14 protein-coding genes are annotated in these 18,918 nt (G+C 60.8%); 7 read left to right on the top strand and 7 right to left on the bottom strand.

Translation table 11 applies throughout. The annotated features are described in order from the left end of the window. The first annotated feature begins 95 nt into the window (after positions 1-95). From xdhA to guaD, 4 genes are all read left to right on the top strand, one after another. Entirely contained in the window at positions 96-1,544 is a 1,449-nt protein-coding gene (gene xdhA, locus A7K61_RS05720) for a xanthine dehydrogenase small subunit (RefSeq protein ID WP_069557135.1), read from the top strand. Next, positions 1,537-3,936 carry a xanthine dehydrogenase molybdopterin binding subunit gene (gene xdhB / locus A7K61_RS05725; RefSeq protein ID WP_047711560.1) on the top strand — a complete coding sequence of 800 codons (2,400 nt, stop codon included), beginning with the start codon at positions 1,537-1,539 and terminating at the stop codon, positions 3,934-3,936. Before xdhA ends, xdhB begins: the two co-directional genes overlap by 8 nt. A 115-nt stretch (positions 3,937-4,051) precedes the next feature. Further along, positions 4,052-4,891 (top strand): xanthine dehydrogenase accessory protein XdhC, encoded by an 840-nt coding sequence (xdhC, locus tag A7K61_RS05730; RefSeq protein WP_069557136.1) that lies wholly within the window; start codon positions 4,052-4,054, stop codon positions 4,889-4,891. 12 nt (positions 4,892-4,903) lie between these two features. Then, positions 4,904-6,208 (top strand): guanine deaminase, encoded by a 1,305-nt coding sequence (gene guaD / locus A7K61_RS05735; RefSeq protein WP_069557137.1) that lies wholly within the window; start codon positions 4,904-4,906, stop codon positions 6,206-6,208. A gap of 140 nt (positions 6,209-6,348) precedes the next feature. Here guaD and A7K61_RS05740 read toward each other — a convergent pair whose 3' ends face one another. Beyond that, positions 6,349-7,113, bottom strand: a complete 765-nt coding sequence (locus A7K61_RS05740; protein WP_014719469.1) for a GntR family transcriptional regulator — start codon at positions 7,111-7,113, stop codon at positions 6,349-6,351. Positions 7,114-7,452: 339 nt separating this feature from the next. Between A7K61_RS05740 and A7K61_RS05745 the strand changes: the two genes are divergently transcribed. Beyond that, on the top strand, positions 7,453-8,643 hold the full coding sequence (locus tag A7K61_RS05745) for a benzoate/H(+) symporter BenE family transporter (protein ID WP_019820510.1): 1,191 nt from the start codon (positions 7,453-7,455) through the stop codon (positions 8,641-8,643). A gap of 37 nt (positions 8,644-8,680) precedes the next feature. On the opposite strand, the gene A7K61_RS05750 is transcribed toward A7K61_RS05745, so the two are convergent. Beyond that, a complete protein-coding gene (locus tag A7K61_RS05750; RefSeq protein WP_003193255.1) occupies positions 8,681-9,025 on the bottom strand; it encodes a YggL family protein in 345 nt (114 codons plus the stop codon). Positions 9,026-9,261: 236 nt separating this feature from the next. On the opposite strand from A7K61_RS05750, the gene dacB reads away from it, so the two are divergent. Beyond that, positions 9,262-10,722 (top strand): D-alanyl-D-alanine carboxypeptidase/D-alanyl-D-alanine-endopeptidase, encoded by a 1,461-nt coding sequence (dacB, locus tag A7K61_RS05755; RefSeq protein WP_003193256.1) that lies wholly within the window; start codon positions 9,262-9,264, stop codon positions 10,720-10,722. A gap of 81 nt (positions 10,723-10,803) precedes the next feature. Here dacB and A7K61_RS05760 read toward each other — a convergent pair whose 3' ends face one another. Together A7K61_RS05760 and rlmKL are read right to left on the bottom strand one after the other, a co-directional pair. Continuing rightward, on the bottom strand, positions 10,804-13,215 hold the full coding sequence (locus A7K61_RS05760) for a GGDEF domain-containing protein (RefSeq protein ID WP_069557138.1): 2,412 nt from the start codon (positions 13,213-13,215) through the stop codon (positions 10,804-10,806). A 253-nt stretch (positions 13,216-13,468) separates the two neighbouring features. Further along, positions 13,469-15,733, bottom strand: a complete 2,265-nt coding sequence (gene rlmKL / locus A7K61_RS05765; protein ID WP_034128371.1) for a bifunctional 23S rRNA (guanine(2069)-N(7))-methyltransferase RlmK/23S rRNA (guanine(2445)-N(2))-methyltransferase RlmL — start codon at positions 15,731-15,733, stop codon at positions 13,469-13,471. 532 nt (positions 15,734-16,265) lie between these two features. On the opposite strand from rlmKL, the gene rmf reads away from it, so the two are divergent. Further along, on the top strand, positions 16,266-16,481 hold the full coding sequence (rmf, locus tag A7K61_RS30995) for a ribosome modulation factor (RefSeq protein WP_002553055.1): 216 nt from the start codon (positions 16,266-16,268) through the stop codon (positions 16,479-16,481). Between the two features lie 121 nt (positions 16,482-16,602). Here the strand turns inward: rmf and A7K61_RS05770 are convergent, their stop codons facing one another. The 3 genes from A7K61_RS05770 to A7K61_RS05780 all read right to left on the bottom strand — a co-directional run bounded on the left by A7K61_RS05770 (position 16,603) and on the right by A7K61_RS05780 (position 18,551). Beyond that, complete coding sequence (locus A7K61_RS05770) at positions 16,603-17,622, bottom strand: quinone-dependent dihydroorotate dehydrogenase (RefSeq protein WP_069557139.1); 1,020 nt, start codon at positions 17,620-17,622, stop codon at positions 16,603-16,605. Between the two features lie 85 nt (positions 17,623-17,707). Then, positions 17,708-18,175, bottom strand: a complete 468-nt coding sequence (locus tag A7K61_RS05775) for a transglycosylase SLT domain-containing protein (RefSeq protein ID WP_044275092.1) — start codon at positions 18,173-18,175, stop codon at positions 17,708-17,710. Further along, positions 18,162-18,551, bottom strand: a complete 390-nt coding sequence (locus A7K61_RS05780; protein ID WP_069557140.1) for a winged helix-turn-helix domain-containing protein — start codon at positions 18,549-18,551, stop codon at positions 18,162-18,164. The genes A7K61_RS05775 and A7K61_RS05780 overlap by 14 nt, the downstream gene beginning before the upstream one ends. Positions 18,552-18,918 lie beyond the last annotated feature (367 nt).

Below are 18,918 nucleotides of genomic sequence, written 5' to 3' on the forward strand. Positions count from 1 at the left end.
GACCCTTAGGTCAGAAAACCATTGACCGAAAAGTCAGACATGACTAGATTCGGCGCAAAGCGGTTAACAACAATAATGAGTCTGCGAGGCCTTCCGTGATCCAGTTTTTACTTAACCAGGAACTCCGTAGCGAGCACGCCCTGGACCCCAACCTGACCGTGCTCAATTATCTGCGCGAGCATGTGGGCAAACCCGGTACCAAGGAAGGCTGCGCCAGCGGCGACTGTGGCGCGTGCACCGTGGTGGTCGGCGAGCTGCACACCGACGAGCACGGCGCCGAGCAGATTCGTTATCGCAGCCTCAATTCCTGCCTGACGTTCGTGTCGTCACTGCACGGCAAACAACTGATCAGCGTCGAAGACCTCAAGCACCAGGGCCAACTGCACAGCGTGCAACAGGCCATGGTCGAGTGCCACGGTTCGCAGTGCGGCTTTTGCACCCCAGGTTTTGTGATGTCGCTGTTTGCCCTGCAAAAAAACAGCGACGCCCCCGACAGCCAGAAAGCCCATGAAGCCCTGGCCGGCAACCTGTGTCGCTGCACCGGTTATCGCCCGATCCTCGCCGCCGCCGAACAGGCCTGCTGCAACAAGCCCCAGGATCAGTTCGACAGCCGCCAGGCTGAAACCATCGCACGCCTTAAAGCCATCGCGCCGACCCAGACCGGTGAACTCAACAGCGGTGACAAGCGCTGCCTGGTGCCGTTGACCGTCGCCGACCTGGCCGACCTCTATGACGCCTACCCGCAGGCCCGCCTGCTGGCCGGTGGCACTGACCTGGCGCTGGAAGTCACCCAGTTCCACCGCACCCTGCCGGTGATGATCTACGTGGGCAACATTGAAGCCATGAAACGCATCGAGCAGTTCGACGACCGCCTGGAAATCGGCGCAGCCACCGCCCTCTCCGACTGCTACGCCGCGCTGCACCACGAATACCCGGACTTCGGCGAACTGCTGCACCGCTTCGCCTCCCTGCAAATTCGCAACCAGGGCACCCTGGGCGGCAATATCGGCAACGCTTCGCCCATTGGTGATTCGCCGCCGCTGCTGATTGCCCTGGGCGCACAGATCGTACTGTGCAAGGGCAACACCCGCCGTACCCTGGCGCTGGAAGACTACTTCATCGACTACCGCGTCACCGCCCGCCAGGACAGTGAGTTCATCGAGACCATCATCGTGCCCAAGGGCCACACGCTGTTTCGGGCCTACAAGGTGTCCAAGCGTCTGGACGACGATATTTCCGCCGTGTGCGCAGCGTTCAACCTGAAGATCGACAACGGTGTGATCAGCGAGGCTCGCGTTGCCTTCGGAGGCATGGCCGCCACACCAAAACGCGCAAAAAATTGCGAGGCCGCGTTGTTGGGCGCCATCTGGAACTTGGCCACGGTCGAGAAAGCCTGCGCCGCCCTGGCACAGGACTTCACCCCACTGTCGGACTTTCGCGCCAGCAAGGAATACCGCCTGCTCAGCGCGCAAAACCTGCTGCGCAAATACTTCATCGAACTGCAAACGCCGCACATCGAGACTCGGGTGACCGCTTATGTCTAACCATCACGCCGTGGTAAAAACCCAGGCCGAACTTGCCGCACTGTTTGCCCAGGACCTCACCACCGGGGTCGGTCGCAGCGTCAAGCATGACAGCGCCGCCAAGCACGTCAGCGGTGAAGCGCAGTACATCGACGACCGCTTGGAATTCCCCAACCAGTTGCACCTGTATGCGCGCATGTCCGACCGTGCCCACGCCCGCATCATCAGCATCGACACCGCGCCCTGCTATGCCTTCGACGGCGTACGCATAGTCATCACCCACGAAGACGTGCCAGGCCTGAAAGACATCGGCCCGCTGATGCCCGGCGACCCGCTGCTGGCCATCGACACCGTGCAGTTCGTCGGCCAGGTGGTCCTGGCGGTAGCGGCCCGTGACCTGGAAACCGCGCGCAAGGCGGCGATGGCGGCGGTGATCGAATATGAAGACCTGGAGCCAGTGCTGGATGTGGTCGAGGCGTTTCGCAACAAGCACTTCGTGCTCGACAGCCACACCCACCAGCGCGGCGATTCGGCCGCTGCGCTGGCAAGTGCCAAGCACCGTATTCAGGGCACCTTGCATATCGGTGGCCAGGAACACTTCTATCTGGAAACCCAGATTTCTTCGGTGATGCCCACCGAAGATGGCGGCATGATCGTCTATTGCTCCACGCAAAACCCCACCGAAGTGCAGAAGCTGGTGGCGGAGGTGCTGGATGTGTCGATGAACAAGATTGTGGTGGACATGCGCCGCATGGGCGGTGGCTTTGGCGGCAAGGAAACCCAGGCCGCCAGCCCGGCGTGCCTGTGCGCCGTGGTGGCGCGCCTCACTGGCCAGCCGACCAAGATGCGCCTGCCACGGGTCGAAGACATGCTGATGACCGGCAAGCGCCACCCCTTCTATATCGAATACGACGTGGGCTTTGACGACAACGGCCGCCTGCACGGCATCAACCTGGAGCTGGCGGGTAACTGCGGCTGTTCGCCGGACCTGTCCAACTCGATTGTCGACCGCGCCATGTTCCACGCCGACAACTCCTATTACCTGGGCGACGCCACGGTCAACGGCCATCGCTGCAAGACCAACACCGCCTCCAACACCGCCTATCGCGGCTTCGGCGGCCCCCAGGGCATGGTCGCCATCGAAGAGGTGATGGACGCCATCGCGCGCCATCTGGGCCAAGACCCGCTGGCCGTGCGCAAGGCCAACTACTACGGCAAGACCGAGCGCAACGTTACCCACTACTACCAGACCGTCGAGCACAACATGCTCGAAGAAATGACCGCCGAGTTGGAAGCCAGCAGCCAATATGCCGAGCGCCGCGAAGCGATCCGCCTGTACAACGCCCACAGCCCGATCCTGAAAAAGGGCTTGGCGCTGACCCCGGTGAAATTCGGTATTTCCTTCACTGCCAGCTTCCTCAACCAGGCTGGCGCACTGATCCATATCTACACCGACGGCAGCATCCACCTGAACCACGGCGGCACCGAGATGGGCCAGGGCTTGAATACCAAGGTCGCGCAAGTCGTGGCCGAGGTATTCCAGGTCGACATCGACCGCGTCCAGATCACCGCCACCAACACCGACAAGGTGCCTAACACCTCGCCCACCGCGGCCTCCAGCGGCGCCGACCTGAACGGCAAGGCCGCACAGAATGCGGCCGAAACCATCAAGCAGCGCCTGGTGGAATTTGCGGCGCGCAAGTACGACGTGAGCGAGGCGGACGTGGAGTTTCGCAACGGCCATGTGCGCGTGCGCGAGCAGATCCTCAGCTTCGAAGCGTTGATCCAGCAGGCGTATTTCGCCCAGGTGTCGCTCTCCAGCACAGGTTTCTACAAGACCCCGAAAATCTTCTACGACCGCAGCCAGTCACGCGGGCGGCCGTTCTACTACTACGCGTTCGGCGCGGCCTGCTGCGAAGTGATCGTCGACACCCTGACCGGCGAATACAAAATGCTGCGCACCGACATCCTGCACGATGTGGGCGCCTCGCTGAACCCGGCCATCGACATCGGCCAGGTCGAAGGCGGCTTCATTCAGGGCATGGGCTGGCTGACCATGGAAGAGCTGGTGTGGAACAACAAGGGCAAGCTGATGACCAACGGCCCGGCCAGCTACAAGATCCCGGCGGTGGCCGACATGCCGCTGGACCTGCGGGTGAAGCTGGTAGAGAACCGCAAGAACCCGGAAGACACAGTGTTCCATTCCAAGGCCGTGGGTGAGCCGCCGTTCATGCTCGGCATTGCGTCGTGGTGTGCGATCAAGGATGCGGTGGCGAGCCTCGGTGATTATCGCCATCAGCCCCACATTGATGCGCCAGCGACGCCCGAGCGGGTGTTGTGGGGGTGTGAGCAGATGCGGCAGTTACAGGTGGCGAAAGCTGTCGAGGCTGACACCGAGATGGCTTCGCTCTAGACCCAGGCGCCGCCTTCGCGAGCAAGCCCGCTCCCACACTTGAAATGCATTCCCATGTGGGAGCGGGCTTGCTCGCGAAGGCGGCCGAACTAACAGCAGAAATGTTGAGGTAGACATGGACAACTGGATCAGCGCCCTCGCCACCTTGCAAAACCAGGGCGAACCCTGCGTGCTCGTCACCATCATCGAAGAACTCGGCTCCACCCCGCGCAACGCCGGTTCCAAGATGGTCATCAGCGCCGCGCAGGCCTTCGACACTATCGGCGGCGGGCACCTGGAATACAAGGCGATGCAGATCGCCCGGGACATGTTGGTGCGCGGCCAGCAGAACACTCACCTGGAGCGCTTCAGCCTCGGCGCCAGCCTGGGCCAATGCTGCGGCGGCGTGACCGTGCTGCTGTTCGAGCCCATGGGCCAGGCGCAGGCGCACATCGCTGTATTTGGCGCCGGCCATGTCGGCCGTGCGTTGGTGCCATTGCTGGCAAGCCTGCCCTGCCGGGTGCACTGGATCGATTCCCGCGAGCAGGAATTCCCACAGCACATCCCCCAAGGCGTGCGTAAAATCGTCAGCGAAGAGCCGGTCGACGAAATTGCCGACTTGCCAGCAGGCAGTTACTGCATCGTCATGACCCACAACCACGCGCTGGACCTGGAACTGACCGCCGCCCTGCTCAAGCGCAACGACTTCGCCTACTTCGGCCTGATCGGCTCGAAAACCAAGCGGGTCAAATTCGAACACCGCCTGCGTGACCGTGGCTTTGATGCCACGCAGTTACAGCGCATGCGTTGCCCCATGGGCCTCCCCGAGGTCAAGGGCAAGCTACCGGTGGAGATCGCCATCTCCATCGCCGGCGAAATCATCGCCACCTATAACGCCAATTTCGGCCAGCACCTTGCCGGCGCCGAACCTATTGCCAAACTGCTGCCGGCTTCGCGCCGCAGCCACGCTATCTAAGTTGAGACGATCATGCCTTTGACTCGCAAAGCCTACCGTGCCGCCATCCTGCACAGCATCGCCGACCCTGCCGTTGTTGGGATCGATGCCTCCTACGAATATTTCGAGGACGGCCTGCTGGTGATCGATAACGGCCAGATCAGCGCCCTTGGCCACGCCAGCGACCTGCTGCCGAGCCTGCCCGCCGATATCGACATCACCCATTACCAGGATGCGTTGATCACCCCTGGTTTGATCGACACCCATATTCACCTGCCGCAAACCGGGATGGTCGGCGCCTATGGCGAGCAACTGCTGGACTGGCTCAACACCTACACCTTCCCCTGTGAAAGCCAGTTTGCCGACCAGGCTCACGCTGAAGAAGTCGCCAACATCTTCATCAAGGAACTGCTGCGCAACGGCACCACCACGGCGCTGGTGTTCGGCAGCGTGCACCCGCAATCGGTGAATGCATTCTTTGAAGCGGCCGAGAAACTCGACCTGCGCATGATCGCCGGCAAGGTGATGATGGACCGCAACGCACCGGACTACCTGACCGACACCGCCGAATCCGGCTACCAGGAAAGCAAGGCGCTGATCGAACGCTGGCACGGTAAGGGCCGCCTGCATTACGCGGTGACGCCACGCTTCGCGCCTACCAGCACGCCGGAGCAACTGACGCTGGCCGGGCAGCTGCTGGGCGAGTACCCGGATTTGTACATGCAGACCCACATCAGCGAAAACAAGCAGGAAATCGAGTGGGTAAACGAGCTGTTCCCGGAGCGCAACGGCTACCTGGATGTCTACGACCATTACAAGCTGCTCGGCGAGCGCTCGGTGTTTGCCCACGGCGTACACCTGTGTGATGACGAATGCGCACGGCTGGCAGAGACTGGCTCGGCGGTGGCGTTCTGCCCGACTTCGAACTTCTTCCTCGGTAGTGGGTTGTTCAACCTGCCGATGGCCGAGAAACACAACTTGAACGTGGGCCTGGGCACCGACGTGGGTGGCGGCACCAGCTTCTCGCTGCTGCAAACCCTGAACGAAGCGTACAAGGTCATGCAGTTGCAAGGTGCGCGCTTGAGCCCGTTCAAGTCGCTGTACCTGGCAACCCTGGGCGGCGCACGGGCGCTGCGCCTGGAAGACAGGATCGGCACCTTGCAGCCGGGCACCGATGCGGACTTCCTAGTGTTGGATTACAACGCCACGCCACTGCTGAGCTATCGCCTGAAACAGGCCAATAACATTGCCGAGACGTTGTTTGTGCTGATGACGTTGGGGGATGACCGGACGGTGCTGCAAACCTATGCAGCCGGGCAGCTCGTGCACCAGCGCTGATTTCGGATACACCATCGAAACAAATGTGGGAGCGGGCTTGCTCGCGAATGCGCAGTGTCAGTCTCTAGGTATATTGACTGATCCACCGCATTCGCGAGCAAGCCCGCTCCCACAATTTTGTTCTCAGTGAGCCAGGGAAACTAGAGTTTTACTGAAGAACGCCCTGGCTTCTTGGTCTGCAACAAATGCGAAAACACCGCATGCAAATCATCCGACGCACTCTCTTCATCGAGGTTGAGCTTGCTGTCGATGTGATCCATGTGATGCATCATCAAGTTCACCGCCAACGTCGCATCCCGTGCTTCGATCGCGTCGATCAACTGGGTGTGTTCATCGTAGGAACAGTGCGAGCGGTTGCCGCTTTCGTACTGGGCGATGATCAATGACGTCTGCGACACTAGGCTGCGCTGGAAGCTGATCAGCGGCGCGTTCTTCGCGGCTTCGGCCAGCTTCAAGTGGAATTCGCCGGAGAGACGGATACCGGCGCCGCGATCACCGCGCGAAAAGCTGTCGCGCTCGTCGTTGACCATCTGGCGCAACTCGGCCAACTGCTCGGCCGTGGCGTGCTGCACCGCCAACTCCGTGATCGCCCGCTCCACCAGGCGCCGGGCCATGAACACCTGGCGCGCTTCTTCGACGCTTGGGCTGGCAACCACCGCACCGCGATTGGGCCGCAGCAGTACCACGCTTTCATGGGCCAGGCGCGACAGCGCGCGGCGAATGATGGTGCGGCTCACGCCGAAGATCTCGCCCAGTGCCTCTTCACTCAATTTGGTTCCGGGCGCCAGGCGTTGTTCAAGGATCGCCTCGAAGATATGCGCATAGACGATATCGTCCTGGGTTCCGCTGCGACCGGCCTTGCCGGCTCGCGGTTGTTTCTTGAGAGGTTGCAACTGTTCGTTCATGGGCACTCGGGTTTGAGAACGGCGAATTAACGGTAATACGGCAACAGCGTGTCGCTGGCAAGTATCACCTAAAAACAGCGCACATTGTACACAACCCATTGCGCCAACACACTGTACGGCTGTTTGCGGCCACGGCTGTATTGCAATGACTCGTTACGTTTGAGTTTAGGCTTGATTCCACGATTTCCCATGAACGACATCCCACTGTAGGAGCGAGCTTGCTCGCGAAGAACCCAAGGGCGCCGCGTTTAATCTGATTGCCCGCGTTATCGTCGGCGATTTTCGCGAGCAAGCTCGCTCCTACAGCGTGCGGAGTCAGGTAAAAAGGAACACCTCTCCATGACCGACGCCACCCAAGCGCCCTTGCGCCCACTGGCCGACACTTCTGCGTCGGCCGTCGTCGCCGGCTTTATCGCCATGATGACCGGCTACACCAGCTCCCTGGTGCTGATGTTCCAGGCCGGCCAGGCCGCCGGTTTGACCACGGCGCAGATTTCTTCGTGGATCTGGGCGATTTCCATCGGCATGGCGGTGTGCAGCATCGGCCTGTCCCTGCGTTATCGCACCCCCATCACCATCGCCTGGTCCACCCCTGGCGCGGCGCTGCTGATCACCAGCCTGGGCGGCGTGAGCTATGGCGAGGCCATCGGTGCCTACATCACTTGCGCGGTACTGGTGACGCTCTGCGGGTTGACCGGCAGCTTTGAGAAGCTGGTCAAGCGGATTCCGGCCTCACTGGCGGCGGCGCTGCTGGCGGGGATTCTGTTCAAGATCGGCAGCGAAATTTTCGTCGCCGCCCAGCACCGTACCGGGCTGGTGCTGGGGATGTTTTTCACCTACCTGATCATCAAGCGCCTGTCGCCGCGTTATGCCGTGCTGGCCGCCTTGCTCATCGGCACCGCTTTGTCAGGGCTGATGGGGCTGCTGGACTTCAGCGGCTTTCATCTGGAAGTGGCGACGCCCGTGTGGACCACGCCACACTTCTCGCTGGCGGCGACCATCAGCATCGGCATCCCGCTGTTCGTGGTGGCCATGACCTCGCAGAACATGCCCGGCGTTGCGGTGCTGCGGGCCGACGGTTACACCGTGCCGGCTTCGCCGTTGATCACCACCACCGGCCTGGCCTCGTTGGTGCTGGCACCGTTCGGCTCCCACGGCATCAACCTGGCGGCGATCAGCGCCGCGATCTGCACCGGGCCGCACGCCCATGAAGACCGCAACAAGCGCTACACCGCCGCGGTGTGGTGTGGAGTGTTCTACGGGATTGCCGGGGTATTCGGCGCGACCTTGGCGGCGTTGTTCGCGGCGCTGCCCAAGGAGTTGGTGCTGTCGATTGCGGCGTTGGCGTTGTTTGGCTCGATCATCAATGGCTTGAGCATCGCCATGAATGAGCCGAAGGAACGGGAAGCGGCGCTGATCACCTTTATGGTCACCGCGTCAGGCTTGACGTTGTTTTCCATCGGGTCGGCGTTCTGGGGGATTGTGGCGGGGGTGTTGACGCTGCTGATTCTGAATTGGCGCAAGGCATAAAAAAACGGCGACCCTCAGGTCGCCGTTTTTTTCAGTATCACTTAGCCGCGTTGATCGGCTTTTCTGGATACCACACGTCCAGCAACGGGCTGACTTCAGCCTTGGTCAGCTCGGAACGGGTTTTCAGCCAGGCTTCGACCGCAGCACGCTGCTCTTCGGAGACCGAGCCACGCTTCTGCAGGCAAACCAGACCGTAGTCATCGCCGCCCACATAGCCCAGGCCATTGGCTTCCATGGCTTCTTTGATGAATGCTTCGAGGAAAGCGTCGATAGCTTCTTCACTCAGGCCTTCGTTGAAGTCCAGGTTCAGTTCGAAACCCAGCTCTTGAAATTCATCAACGCACAGTTTTTTGCGCAGACGCTGGGAACGGTTAGTCGCCATTGGAACAATCCTCATAAGTATTAACGGGCGGCACTTTAGCAGTTTAAGGCGGCAATTGCCCGACTCTCTGGGACCGACGGGCAAATGCGCGCAAAAAAACCACGATTAGCAGCTATCGTTCAGCTACACGTGGCGCCAGCTTGGGGCATAATGCCGACACTTTCGTGACCACTGAGGGATTTTCTTCCATACCCCTCGCCTTTTTCACCCTCCTCAGCAGTAGGGTTTTATTTCTTATGATCAAATCTTTGCGTTCAGTGTTACTTGCCAGTGTTGTCTTGCCCCTGGCCTTTTCCGTTTGCGCCGCTCCCGTCAATAACACCCTGCCACCCAGCGTTGCCCAGGCCTTGCAGAAGGCCAAGCTGCAAAATACCGCGCTGTCCCTGGTGATGCTGCCCCTGAACGGCCCTGGTACCCCTACGGTTTTCAACGCCGACGTCTCGGTGAACCCGGCCTCCACCATGAAGCTGGTCACCACTTACGCGGCCCTGGAAATGCTCGGCCCCAACCATCAGTGGAAGACCGAGTTCTACACCGATGGCACCCTCAGCGGCGGCGTGTTGCGCGGCAACCTGTACCTCAAGGGCGGTGGCGATCCCAAGCTGAACATGGAAAAACTCTGGCTGCTGATGCGCGACCTGCGCGCCAATGGCGTGCAGCAAGTCACCGGCGACCTGGTGCTGGACCGTAACTTCTTCAACCAGCCGCAATTGCCCGAGTTCAATGACGACGGCAACGACGAAAACAAGCCGTTCCTGGTCAAGCCCGACGCCTTGCTTGTCAACCTCAAGGCCCTGCGCTTCGTGACCCGCAATGATTCAGGACGGGTGATCGTATCGGTCGAACCGCCGATTGCCAGCATCCGCATCGACAATCAGGTGAAAGTCACCAACGCCAAACAGTGCACCGGTGACGTGCGCTACAGCCCGGTGACCGCCGCCGACGGCAGCGTGACCGTGACCGTCAGCGGCCAACTGGGTGATGGCTGCAGCTCGCAGACCTACCTGTCGCTGCTCGACCACGCCACCTACACCGCAGGCGCCGTGCGGGCGATCTGGAAGGAGTTGGGCGGCACCATCCAGGGCCGTGATATCCAGGCACCGGTGCCCAAGGATGCAAAAGTCCTGGCTCGCGCCTTCTCACCGGACCTGGCGGAGATCATCCGTGACATCAACAAATACAGTAACAACACCATGGCCCAGCAGTTGTTCCTGAGCCTGGGTGCACAGTTTCGCAACGATGCCGATGGCGACGATGCCAAGGCCGCGCAACGTGTCGTGCGCCAGTGGCTGGCCAAAAAAGGCATCACCGCGCCGCACCTGGTGATGGAAAACGGCTCCGGCCTGTCCCGCGCCGAACGGGTCAGCGCCCGCGAGATGGCGGCCATGCTGCAAGCCGCGTGGAAAAGCCCTTATGCGGCGGAGTACATCAGCTCGATGCCGATCGCCGGCACCGACGGCACCATGCGTAAACGCCTGAAAACCACCGCCCTGCGCGGCGAAGCCCATGTGAAGACCGGCACCTTGAACACCGTACGCGCCATCGCCGGCTACAGCCGCGACAACAATGGCAATACCTGGGCGGTGGTGGCGATTCTCAACGACCCCAAGCCTTGGGGAGCCTCGTCGGTGTTGGATCAGGTGCTGCTGGACCTGTATCGCCAGCCGAAGGCCGTTGCCGCCGCGCCGGTCCTCTAAAGCCTAACATTGCCCTGTAGGAGCGAGCTTGCTCGCGAAAAACGTCAACGATAGCGTGTGCTTACTGAATAAACGCGGCGTCTATGGTTTTTTCGCGAGCAAGCTCGCTCCTACGGGCATAAGGGCTTCCTCGACCCGATCCCTGCCCGCCTGCTTGGCCACGTACACCGCCGAATCCGCGCGCAGCAGCAACCCATCGATACCTTCATCGACTCGCCAACTGGCCACGCCAAAACTGGCGGTAACCACCCCCACCGGTTCCATCGCCGCATCGCGCAGCGACTGCCACAACTGCATCGCCAGGCTGTAGGCCTGGGCGCCATCGGTGTTGGGGCACAGCACCACAAACTCTTCCCCGCCGATCCGGCAAAATACATCGGTGCGGCGCAAGCGTTGGCCGATACGCTTGCACAACTCCTGCAGCACGCCGTCGCCCACGGCATGGCCGTGCTGATCGTTGATGCGCTTGAAGTGGTCGATATCGAGCATGATCAACGACAGCGCGCCAGACATACGGTTGAGCCGGAGCATTTCGCCCTTGAGGCGATCCTGGAAATAGCGGCGGTTATAGATCCCTGTCAGAGAGTCGGTGATGGACAGCGCACGCAGTTCTTCCTCGACCCGTTTGAGATCCGAAATATCCGAGACATAACCGTGCCAAAGCGTACCGCCTCCCGGCAACTCTTCCGGCGTCGCTTCGCCGCGAATCCAGCGCAGGCCTCGTTGGGGTAATTGCACGCGGTACTCTTCACGCCAATGGCTCAGTTGCAACGCAGAAAGGCGTATCGACGCACGCACGCGCTCCAGGTCCAAAGGATGAATGCGCTCCAGGACACTGCTCCCATCCTGCTGCAGCACGCCCAACTCGATTTCATAGATATCGCGCATGCCTTCGCTGGCATAGATGAAACGCCAGGTGTCCTGGGGTTCCAGGGTGAACTGGAAGATCCCACCCGGCACATGGGCGCTGAGTTTTTTCAGCAGGCGGTCGCGTACGGCAAGGGCCTCATAGGCGCGCTTTTGCTCGGTGACATCCAGGTAAATCGCCAGGTGCCCGACCCACAGGCCATGGTCATCCAAGAGCACGGTCGGCAACATGTTGACCGTCAGTTGGCTGCCGTCCTTGCGCACCAGCGTCCACTCACGTCCTTCATGTTGACTGTCCGGGCTCTCCACCAGCATCGCCTGGCTCGCGGGGATGCGCTTGCCCAGCGCCCTGCTCAACGGCTCAGCGCGGGCGTCGAGTTCCATGGCTACGTGCAGACGGTCCAAGGTCATATGCCCCAGCACCTCCTCGGCCGTAAAGCCCAGCATCTGTTCGGCACCGGCATTGAAGGTGTTGATCACGCCGCGCAGGTCCGTGGCAATGATCGCCACTTGAGTCGCCGCATTCAGCACACTGCGCAGTTGCCCATGGGCGCCACGCAACTCCTGCTCACGGGCACGCAATTGCACGGTGCGTTGCTCCACCAGTTTCAGTGCGCGCTGGCGCTGGCTCACCAGCATGTAAAGCAGCGCACTGAGCAAGGCGCTGAGCAACACGCCCATCGCCAGAATGGCGTGCATCGAAGAATGGTTGGCCCTGTCGAACACTTCGCTGGCGCTCAGGCTCAGGGCATAGACATGGTCGCCCAGGGTGAGGCGGCGCGCAGCCGTCAAGCCGCTGCTGCCCAAGGTGTTGCTGGAGGCATACAACACCCGTTGCTGGGTGTCGGAAGTGTCTACGATCTGCATCACCAGGTTGTCCCGGTTGGGCCTGGGCAACCCCTCGGCTACCAGCTGACGCATGCTGATCACCGCCATCACATAGCCGTAGGGCTCGACACCTGCGAGCTTGCTCACGGGCGCCACCAACAACACGCCTGCCGCATAAGCGGGTTCCACCCCCACCAGTTGCATGGGTTGCGACACCGCCAACTGGCCGCTTTGTTGCGCACGCTCCAGGGCTGAGCGACGCAGGGGTTGGGCCAGCAGATCAAAGCCCAGCGGCGAGCCCAGCAGACTTTGTGTCTGGCTGTACAGCACCGGTACGTATTCATCGCGTTCGGCCGCTGGCGCCAACTCACCTGCAGTATTCAGTTCGCGGATACTGAAAGGAATGCCGCGCTGGCGAGAAATGTCCTGCTCAAACAGGCTGCGCTGCGTGCGAAATATCCGTGGAGCCCAGGCATAAGCACGGGCATGCAACAACAGCGGTTTGGCGAAACCGTCGAACTCGGCGCGAGACACCTCGCCGGAATTGACGAAAAAGCGCTGCAAGCTGCCCAGGCGTTGCTCCTGGTCTTCGAAACGTTCCTGAATGCGGGTGTAGCGCTCGTTGACCAGCAACTGGAACCGCTGGCGCACCTGTTGCTGATATAAGTCGGATGCCGCCCACGCGACAACCACCGTCAGCGCGCTACCGATTAATAACACCACCAATGCCACCAGCCAAGCCGATGCCTGCTCACTGATAAAACCAAGGATTTTCGGGCGAACGACTTGCATCGGCATAGGCAACACTCACAGCGCCAGTGTGCGGGGGTGTCACTTTGGCTAGGGCTTAAGTTATAGCCATCGGTCAGGGGTTTGACCAGTGCAAAACCGTCAACAGGCTTATTGGGGCGAGGGAGCAAGCTCTCTCGCCCCAGAGGCTTACCGTAGGAGCGAGCTTGCTCGCGAAAAACTCACAGGCACCGCGTTCATCCAGGATATCCGCGTTACCGTTGACGATCTTCGCGAGCAAGCTCGCTCCTACAGGGGAAAATCAGCGTGCGGTGATTTTCCAGGCGCGGTGGATCTTGGCATTGCGCGCAAAATCCGGGTCGATGGTCTTGTCGCTGATTTCCTCGACCGCATAGCGTTCGCTGAGGTTGTCTTCCAGCTGGAACTTGCGGAAGTTGTTGGAGAAGTACAACACGCCACCCGGCGCCAGGCGCGCCATGGCCAGGTCGAGCAACTGCACATGGTCACGCTGCACGTCGAAGATGCCTTCCATGCGCTTGGAGTTGGAGAAGGTCGGCGGGTCGATGAAGATCATGTCGAATTCATCGCGGCTCGCTTCCAGCCACGCCATCACGTCACCCTGTTCCAGGCGGTTCTTGTCGGAAAAGCCGTTGAGGGAGAAGTTGCGACGCGCCCAGTCCAGGTAGGTCTTGGACAGGTCGACGCTGGTGGTGCTGCGCGCGCCGCCCTTGGCAGCATGCACACTGGCGGTGGCGGTGTAGCAATACAGATTGAGGAAACGCTTGCCCGCCGCTTCCTTCTGAATGCGCATGCGCATCGGGCGATGGTCGAGGAACAGGCCGGTGTCCAGGTAATCGGTGAGGTTGACCAGCAACTTCACACCGCCTTCGCTGACCTCGGTGAATTTACCTTGGGCGCTCTGACGCTCGTATTGCTTGGTGCCGCTCTGACGCTCACGACGCTTGACCACCACACGGCTCTTGTCGACGTTCAATGCCTGGGGAATGGCCGCCAGGGCATCGAACATGCGGGCCGAGGCTTTTTCAGGGTCGATGGATTTAGGCGCGGCGTATTCCTGCACGTGCACCCAATCGTGGTACAGGTCGATGGCCATGGAGTACTCAGGCATGTCGGCGTCATACACACGGTAGCAATCCACGCCTTCGCGCTTGGCCCATTTGCCCAACAGCTTGAGGTTCTTCTGCAGGCGGTTGGCAAACATCTGCCCGCCTTCGCTCAAGCGCGCCTGCTCCACCACGGGGGCCGGGGCGGGTTTGATCGGGTTGCCGTTCTTGTTGTACTGACGCTCTGCCGGCTCGCTCGGGGCCTGGTCGTAAGCCGCTTGCTCACGTTCGGCCTGGCGCTGCTCAGGGGTGCGGCGCTCGCCAGTGACGAACTGATCCGGGTTGACCTTGATCAGCAGCAACTTGCACGGCAATGCGCCGTTCCAGAACGAATACTGTTTGTGGCTACGGATCCCCATGCGCTTGCCCAGGTCTGGCGCGCCGGTAAACACCGCCGCCTCCCAGCCCATGCAGGCCTGGCGCAGACGCTCGCCGAGGTTCTGGTAGAGGTACAACAGGCTGGCTTCATCACCCAGGCGCTCGCCGTAAGGCGGGTTGCAGATGACCAGGCCTTTCTGGTTCTGGTCCGGGCGCGGCTCGAACGTGCCGACTTCGCCCTGGTACACCTTGATCCAATGACTCAGCCCGGCGCGCTCGATGTTATTGCGCGCAGGCTGGATCAGGCGTGGGTCGGCTTCATAGCCACGTACCCACAACGGCGGCTTGTTCATGCCGATGGCGGCACGCTCAGTGGCTTCTGCGTGCAGTTTTTTCCACAGCGCCGGGACGTGGCCCAGCCAGGTAGTGAACCCCCAGAGTTCACGGTTGAGGTTGGGGGCCATGTCGGCGGCAATCATCGCGCCCTCGACCAGAAAGGTACCCACACCGCACATCGGGTCTGTGAGTGCGCCGCCTTCGGCTGCAATACGCGGCCAACCGGCGCGGATCAGGATCGCCGCCGCCAGGTTTTCCTTCAGGGGTGCCGCGCCCTGCTGCAGGCGGTAGCCGCGCTGGTGCAGGCTGTGGCCGGAAAGGTCCAGGGACAGGATGGCTTCGCCACGGTCCAGGCGCAGGTGAATGCGCAGGTCAGGGTTGATCTTGTCGATGGACGGACGTTCGCCGGTCGGGGTGCGCAGTTTGTCGACGATCGCATCCTTGACCTTCAGCGCGCCGAAGTGGGTGTTGTCGATGCCCGAGCCATGGCCGCTGAACTCCACCGCGAGGGTACCGTCGGGGACCATGTGGTCAGCCCATTCGATGTCCAGCACGCCGTGGTAAAGATCCTCGGCGTCCTTCATCGGGAAGCGCTTGAGCACCAGCAACACACGGTTGGCCAGGCGCGACCAGAGGCACAAGCGGTAGGCGGTTTCCATGTCGGCCATGCCGCGCACGGCCGAGGTGTGCTCGCGGGCTTCCTCAAGGCCAAGCCCGACGGCTTCCTCGATCAGCAGGCCTTCGAGGCCCTTGGGGCAGGTGAGGAAGAGTTCAAAACGGTCCGACATGGGGCATTCCAGGCTTTTCAGCAATAAGTGAACAGGCGACGCATCGCCGGTTCGGTTTTCAATCAAGCACTTTTCTCGAAGAGTGCTCGCGTGGCACGAATGTGCCGTTCCACCCCGTCTGGCGGGCTCTTGAGCCTTTATTGGCGAGGCAGAAGAAGAATGTTGCGCAACAAAAAGAAATATTCCGACCCTTCGTCGAATAATAACCGACTGCAACAGGCGGGCATTCTCACTAAGGAATTAAACCTTTCCTCTTTGCAGGGCACATCATAGCTGGCTTTGCCCTATAAAAGGGGCGAATAACCAGCGCAGCTTATGGCTATAGCATCGTTATCGTTACGTGCTTATGACAAAACGATCATTGAATACATGTGACCTATTGGTTAGAACTCAACACAGGTTGGCGCCGTAACGGTGCCAACACATCGGCTCGCCACGCCGGCAGCGAGCCCACCAACGGCAGAAAAACTCTGCCCGGCCTTGGACAAGGCCGAAGGATATCTAGACAGTCAACAAGTGAGGGAAACACCCTATGAGAAGACTTAAGCGTGATCCGTTGGAAAGAGCATTTTTACGCGGATATCAATATGGCGTTCATGGAAAATCCCGTGAGCTTTGCCCATTTACTCTACCGTCGGTACGCCAAGCCTGGATCAACGGCTGGCGAGAAGGACGCGGCGACAACTGGGACGGTATGACTGGCACTGCGGGCATCCACAGACTCAACGAACTTCACGCCGTCGGCTAATCAGGGGATTTAATTGCGACACACACATCTTTGAATCTGTAACGACTTAACCACGCGCGCCCCATCCGGGCGGCGGGCTTCGGCCCAGGGGCTCCTTCATGGAGCCCTTTTTATTGCCTGCTCAGCGCAAGGCAGCGATGGCGTCCACCGACTGGCGAATCAGCGCCGGCCCCTTGTAGATAAAGCCGGAGTACAACTGCACCAGGCTGGCGCCGGCCGCGATCTTCTCAGCCGCGTGTTTGCCTTCGGTGATACCGCCCACCGCGATGATCGGCAAACGCCCGGCCAACTCGGCTGCCAGCACCTTGACGATATGGGTGCTCTTGTCACGCACCGGCGCGCCCGACAGGCCGCCCGCCTCGTCACCATGAGCCAGGCCTTCGACGCCCACGCGGCTGAGGGTGGTGTTGGTCGCAATCACCGCATCCATCCCTGAATCCACCAGGGCCTGGGCCACCAGTATGGTTTCTTCATCGCTCATGTCCGGCGCTATCTTGATAGCCAGCGGCACACGCTTGCCATGACGCACGGCCAAGTCTTCCTGGCGCTGGCGCAAGGCTTCGAGCAGTTGCTTGAGGGAATCACCAAATTGCAGGCTGCGCAGGCCCGGGGTGTTGGGCGAGCTGACGTTGACGGTGACATAGCTGGCGTGGGCGTAGACCTTGTCCAGGCAAATCAGGTAGTCATCCACCGCACGCTCCACCGGCGTGTCGAAGTTCTTGCCGATGTTGATACCGAGGATGCCGGTGTACTTCGCCGCCTGAACCCGCGATAGCAGATGGTCGACCCCGAGGTTGTTAAAGCCCATGCGATTGATGATCGCCTCCGCTTCCGGCAGGCGGAAAATGCGCGGCTTGGGGTTGCCCGGTTGCGGCCGCGGCGTCACGGTGCCGATTTCGACAAAGCCGAAACCCAACTGCGCAAAACCGTCGATGGCCGCGCCGTTCTTGTCCAGACCGGCTGCCAGCCCGACCGGGTTGGGGAAGTTCAGCCCCATCACCGACACCGGCACTTTCGCCGGTGCCTTGCATACCAGGCCATTGAGCCCCAGGCGGCCACCGGCACCGATCAGGTCCAGGGACAGATCGTGGGAGGTTTCCGGGGAGAGTTTGAACAACAGCTGGCGGGCCAGGGTATACATGGGCGGGCTAGACTCGGATGGCGACAAAAGGTGGCGGTGATTATAGCCAGGGTGGCGGCCTGCATGCGAGGCGTGCCACCTGATCTCATTGACGTTGCGCCGTCAACGCCTCATAACGCACCCAGATCCTTTCGGCGTAGCGCAGACGCAATGCCTCACGCTGTGGCCCGGGCCCCGGCCCCACGTTGTAAGCTCCCACCGCCGTCCAGTTGTAGCCAAACCGCTGGATGAATTCGGCAAGAATCGAGGCGCCTACTTCCACCGACAGGCAAGGCTCGCTCAACAGCCGTTCTTCGGTAATGCCCTGCTTGAGCAAGCGCGGCAAGTGGATGCTGTTGATTTGCATCAAGCCGATATCCCGCGTGCCATTGCGGTTGGTGTAGTTCATCGCTTGGGCCCGGTAACCCGATTCGACCGAGGCGATAGCTTGCAGCAACTCCGGCTCAAGGTCGTAGCGGCTGGCCGCCTCTTCCCAGCAAAAGGCCCAGGCCTGGCTGCTGCCCATCAATACCCCGAGCATCAGGCCTTTGCCCCATGCCTTAACCCTGGACATTGCTGGCCTGACCACAGACGGCGCACACGTGTGCCACTGCCCTGGGTTGATCACCTGTGCGCACCGGGCAGGTAAAGCGATAGCCCTTGCCATAAATCGTCTTGATAAAGCCTTTGTCGGCCCTCAAGTGCTTGCGCAGGGAATAGATACACCGCGTGAGTGACTCTTCGGCCACTTCACCCCGAGGCCAGGCCAGCTCCAGCAAACGGTCCTTGGTCATCAGCGCGCCACCGGAGGCCAGCAGCAACCGCAGCACGTGCCCCTCCTTGGGAGGCAACTGAATATCCGCCTCCACGCCCGTCAATCGGCCGTCGCCATGCAAGGTCCAACGCGCGAAAACCAGGGACGTCGTCGCTTCATCCGTCACGACGGCCATACGCACCTCTGTAGTCGACTACTGACATTCAAATCCTTACTGTGTGACCAGCTCATCTGCCATTGGCACGACTATAAAAAACCGGCTCGAAGACCCGCGTTAGGAAAAAACCCATTCATTCGCCTTTTTTTGGCCACTGCCGGTCAGACAATTCGCTAACGCACCCTTATCGCGGCATAGGTATCTACACAACTTTGGTGCGACGCTGGACCTGCGGCGAGAGAGCTTGCTCCCGTGACGACCGGATAGCCGACGCTGTTCTAACTGACGCCCCGCGATCCAAATGTGGGAGCTGGCTTGCCTGCGATAGCGACCTGACAGTCGACACAGTTGGATTGTGTACATATCCATTCCTGCGGTAACGGCC

This window comes from Pseudomonas sp. AP42 (genome assembly GCF_001728935.1).
Classification (GTDB): domain Bacteria; phylum Pseudomonadota; class Gammaproteobacteria; order Pseudomonadales; family Pseudomonadaceae; genus Aquipseudomonas; species Aquipseudomonas lactis.

What these genes read in the sequence shown, in the direction of transcription:
- xdhB (WP_047711560.1), top strand. Translation starts at nt 1,537, where the DNA reads ATGTCTAACCATCACGCCGTGGTAAAAACCCAGGCCGAACTTGCCGCA.
- xdhC (WP_069557136.1), top strand. Translation starts at nt 4,052, where the DNA reads ATGGACAACTGGATCAGCGCCCTCGCCACCTTGCAAAACCAGGGCGAA.
- guaD (WP_069557137.1), top strand. Translation starts at nt 4,904, where the DNA reads ATGCCTTTGACTCGCAAAGCCTACCGTGCCGCCATCCTGCACAGCATC.
- A7K61_RS05740 (WP_014719469.1), bottom strand. Translation starts at nt 7,113, where the DNA reads ATGAACGAACAGTTGCAACCTCTCAAGAAACAACCGCGAGCCGGCAAG.
- A7K61_RS05745 (WP_019820510.1), top strand. Translation starts at nt 7,453, where the DNA reads ATGACCGACGCCACCCAAGCGCCCTTGCGCCCACTGGCCGACACTTCT.
- A7K61_RS05750 (WP_003193255.1), bottom strand. Translation starts at nt 9,025, where the DNA reads ATGGCGACTAACCGTTCCCAGCGTCTGCGCAAAAAACTGTGCGTTGAT.
- dacB (WP_003193256.1), top strand. Translation starts at nt 9,262, where the DNA reads ATGATCAAATCTTTGCGTTCAGTGTTACTTGCCAGTGTTGTCTTGCCC.
- A7K61_RS05760 (WP_069557138.1), bottom strand. Translation starts at nt 13,215, where the DNA reads ATGCCGATGCAAGTCGTTCGCCCGAAAATCCTTGGTTTTATCAGTGAG.
- rlmKL (WP_034128371.1), bottom strand. Translation starts at nt 15,733, where the DNA reads ATGTCGGACCGTTTTGAACTCTTCCTCACCTGCCCCAAGGGCCTCGAA.
- rmf (WP_002553055.1), top strand. Translation starts at nt 16,266, where the DNA reads ATGAGAAGACTTAAGCGTGATCCGTTGGAAAGAGCATTTTTACGCGGA.
- A7K61_RS05770 (WP_069557139.1), bottom strand. Translation starts at nt 17,622, where the DNA reads ATGTATACCCTGGCCCGCCAGCTGTTGTTCAAACTCTCCCCGGAAACC.
- A7K61_RS05775 (WP_044275092.1), bottom strand. Translation starts at nt 18,175, where the DNA reads ATGTCCAGGGTTAAGGCATGGGGCAAAGGCCTGATGCTCGGGGTATTG.
- A7K61_RS05780 (WP_069557140.1), bottom strand. Translation starts at nt 18,551, where the DNA reads ATGGCCGTCGTGACGGATGAAGCGACGACGTCCCTGGTTTTCGCGCGT.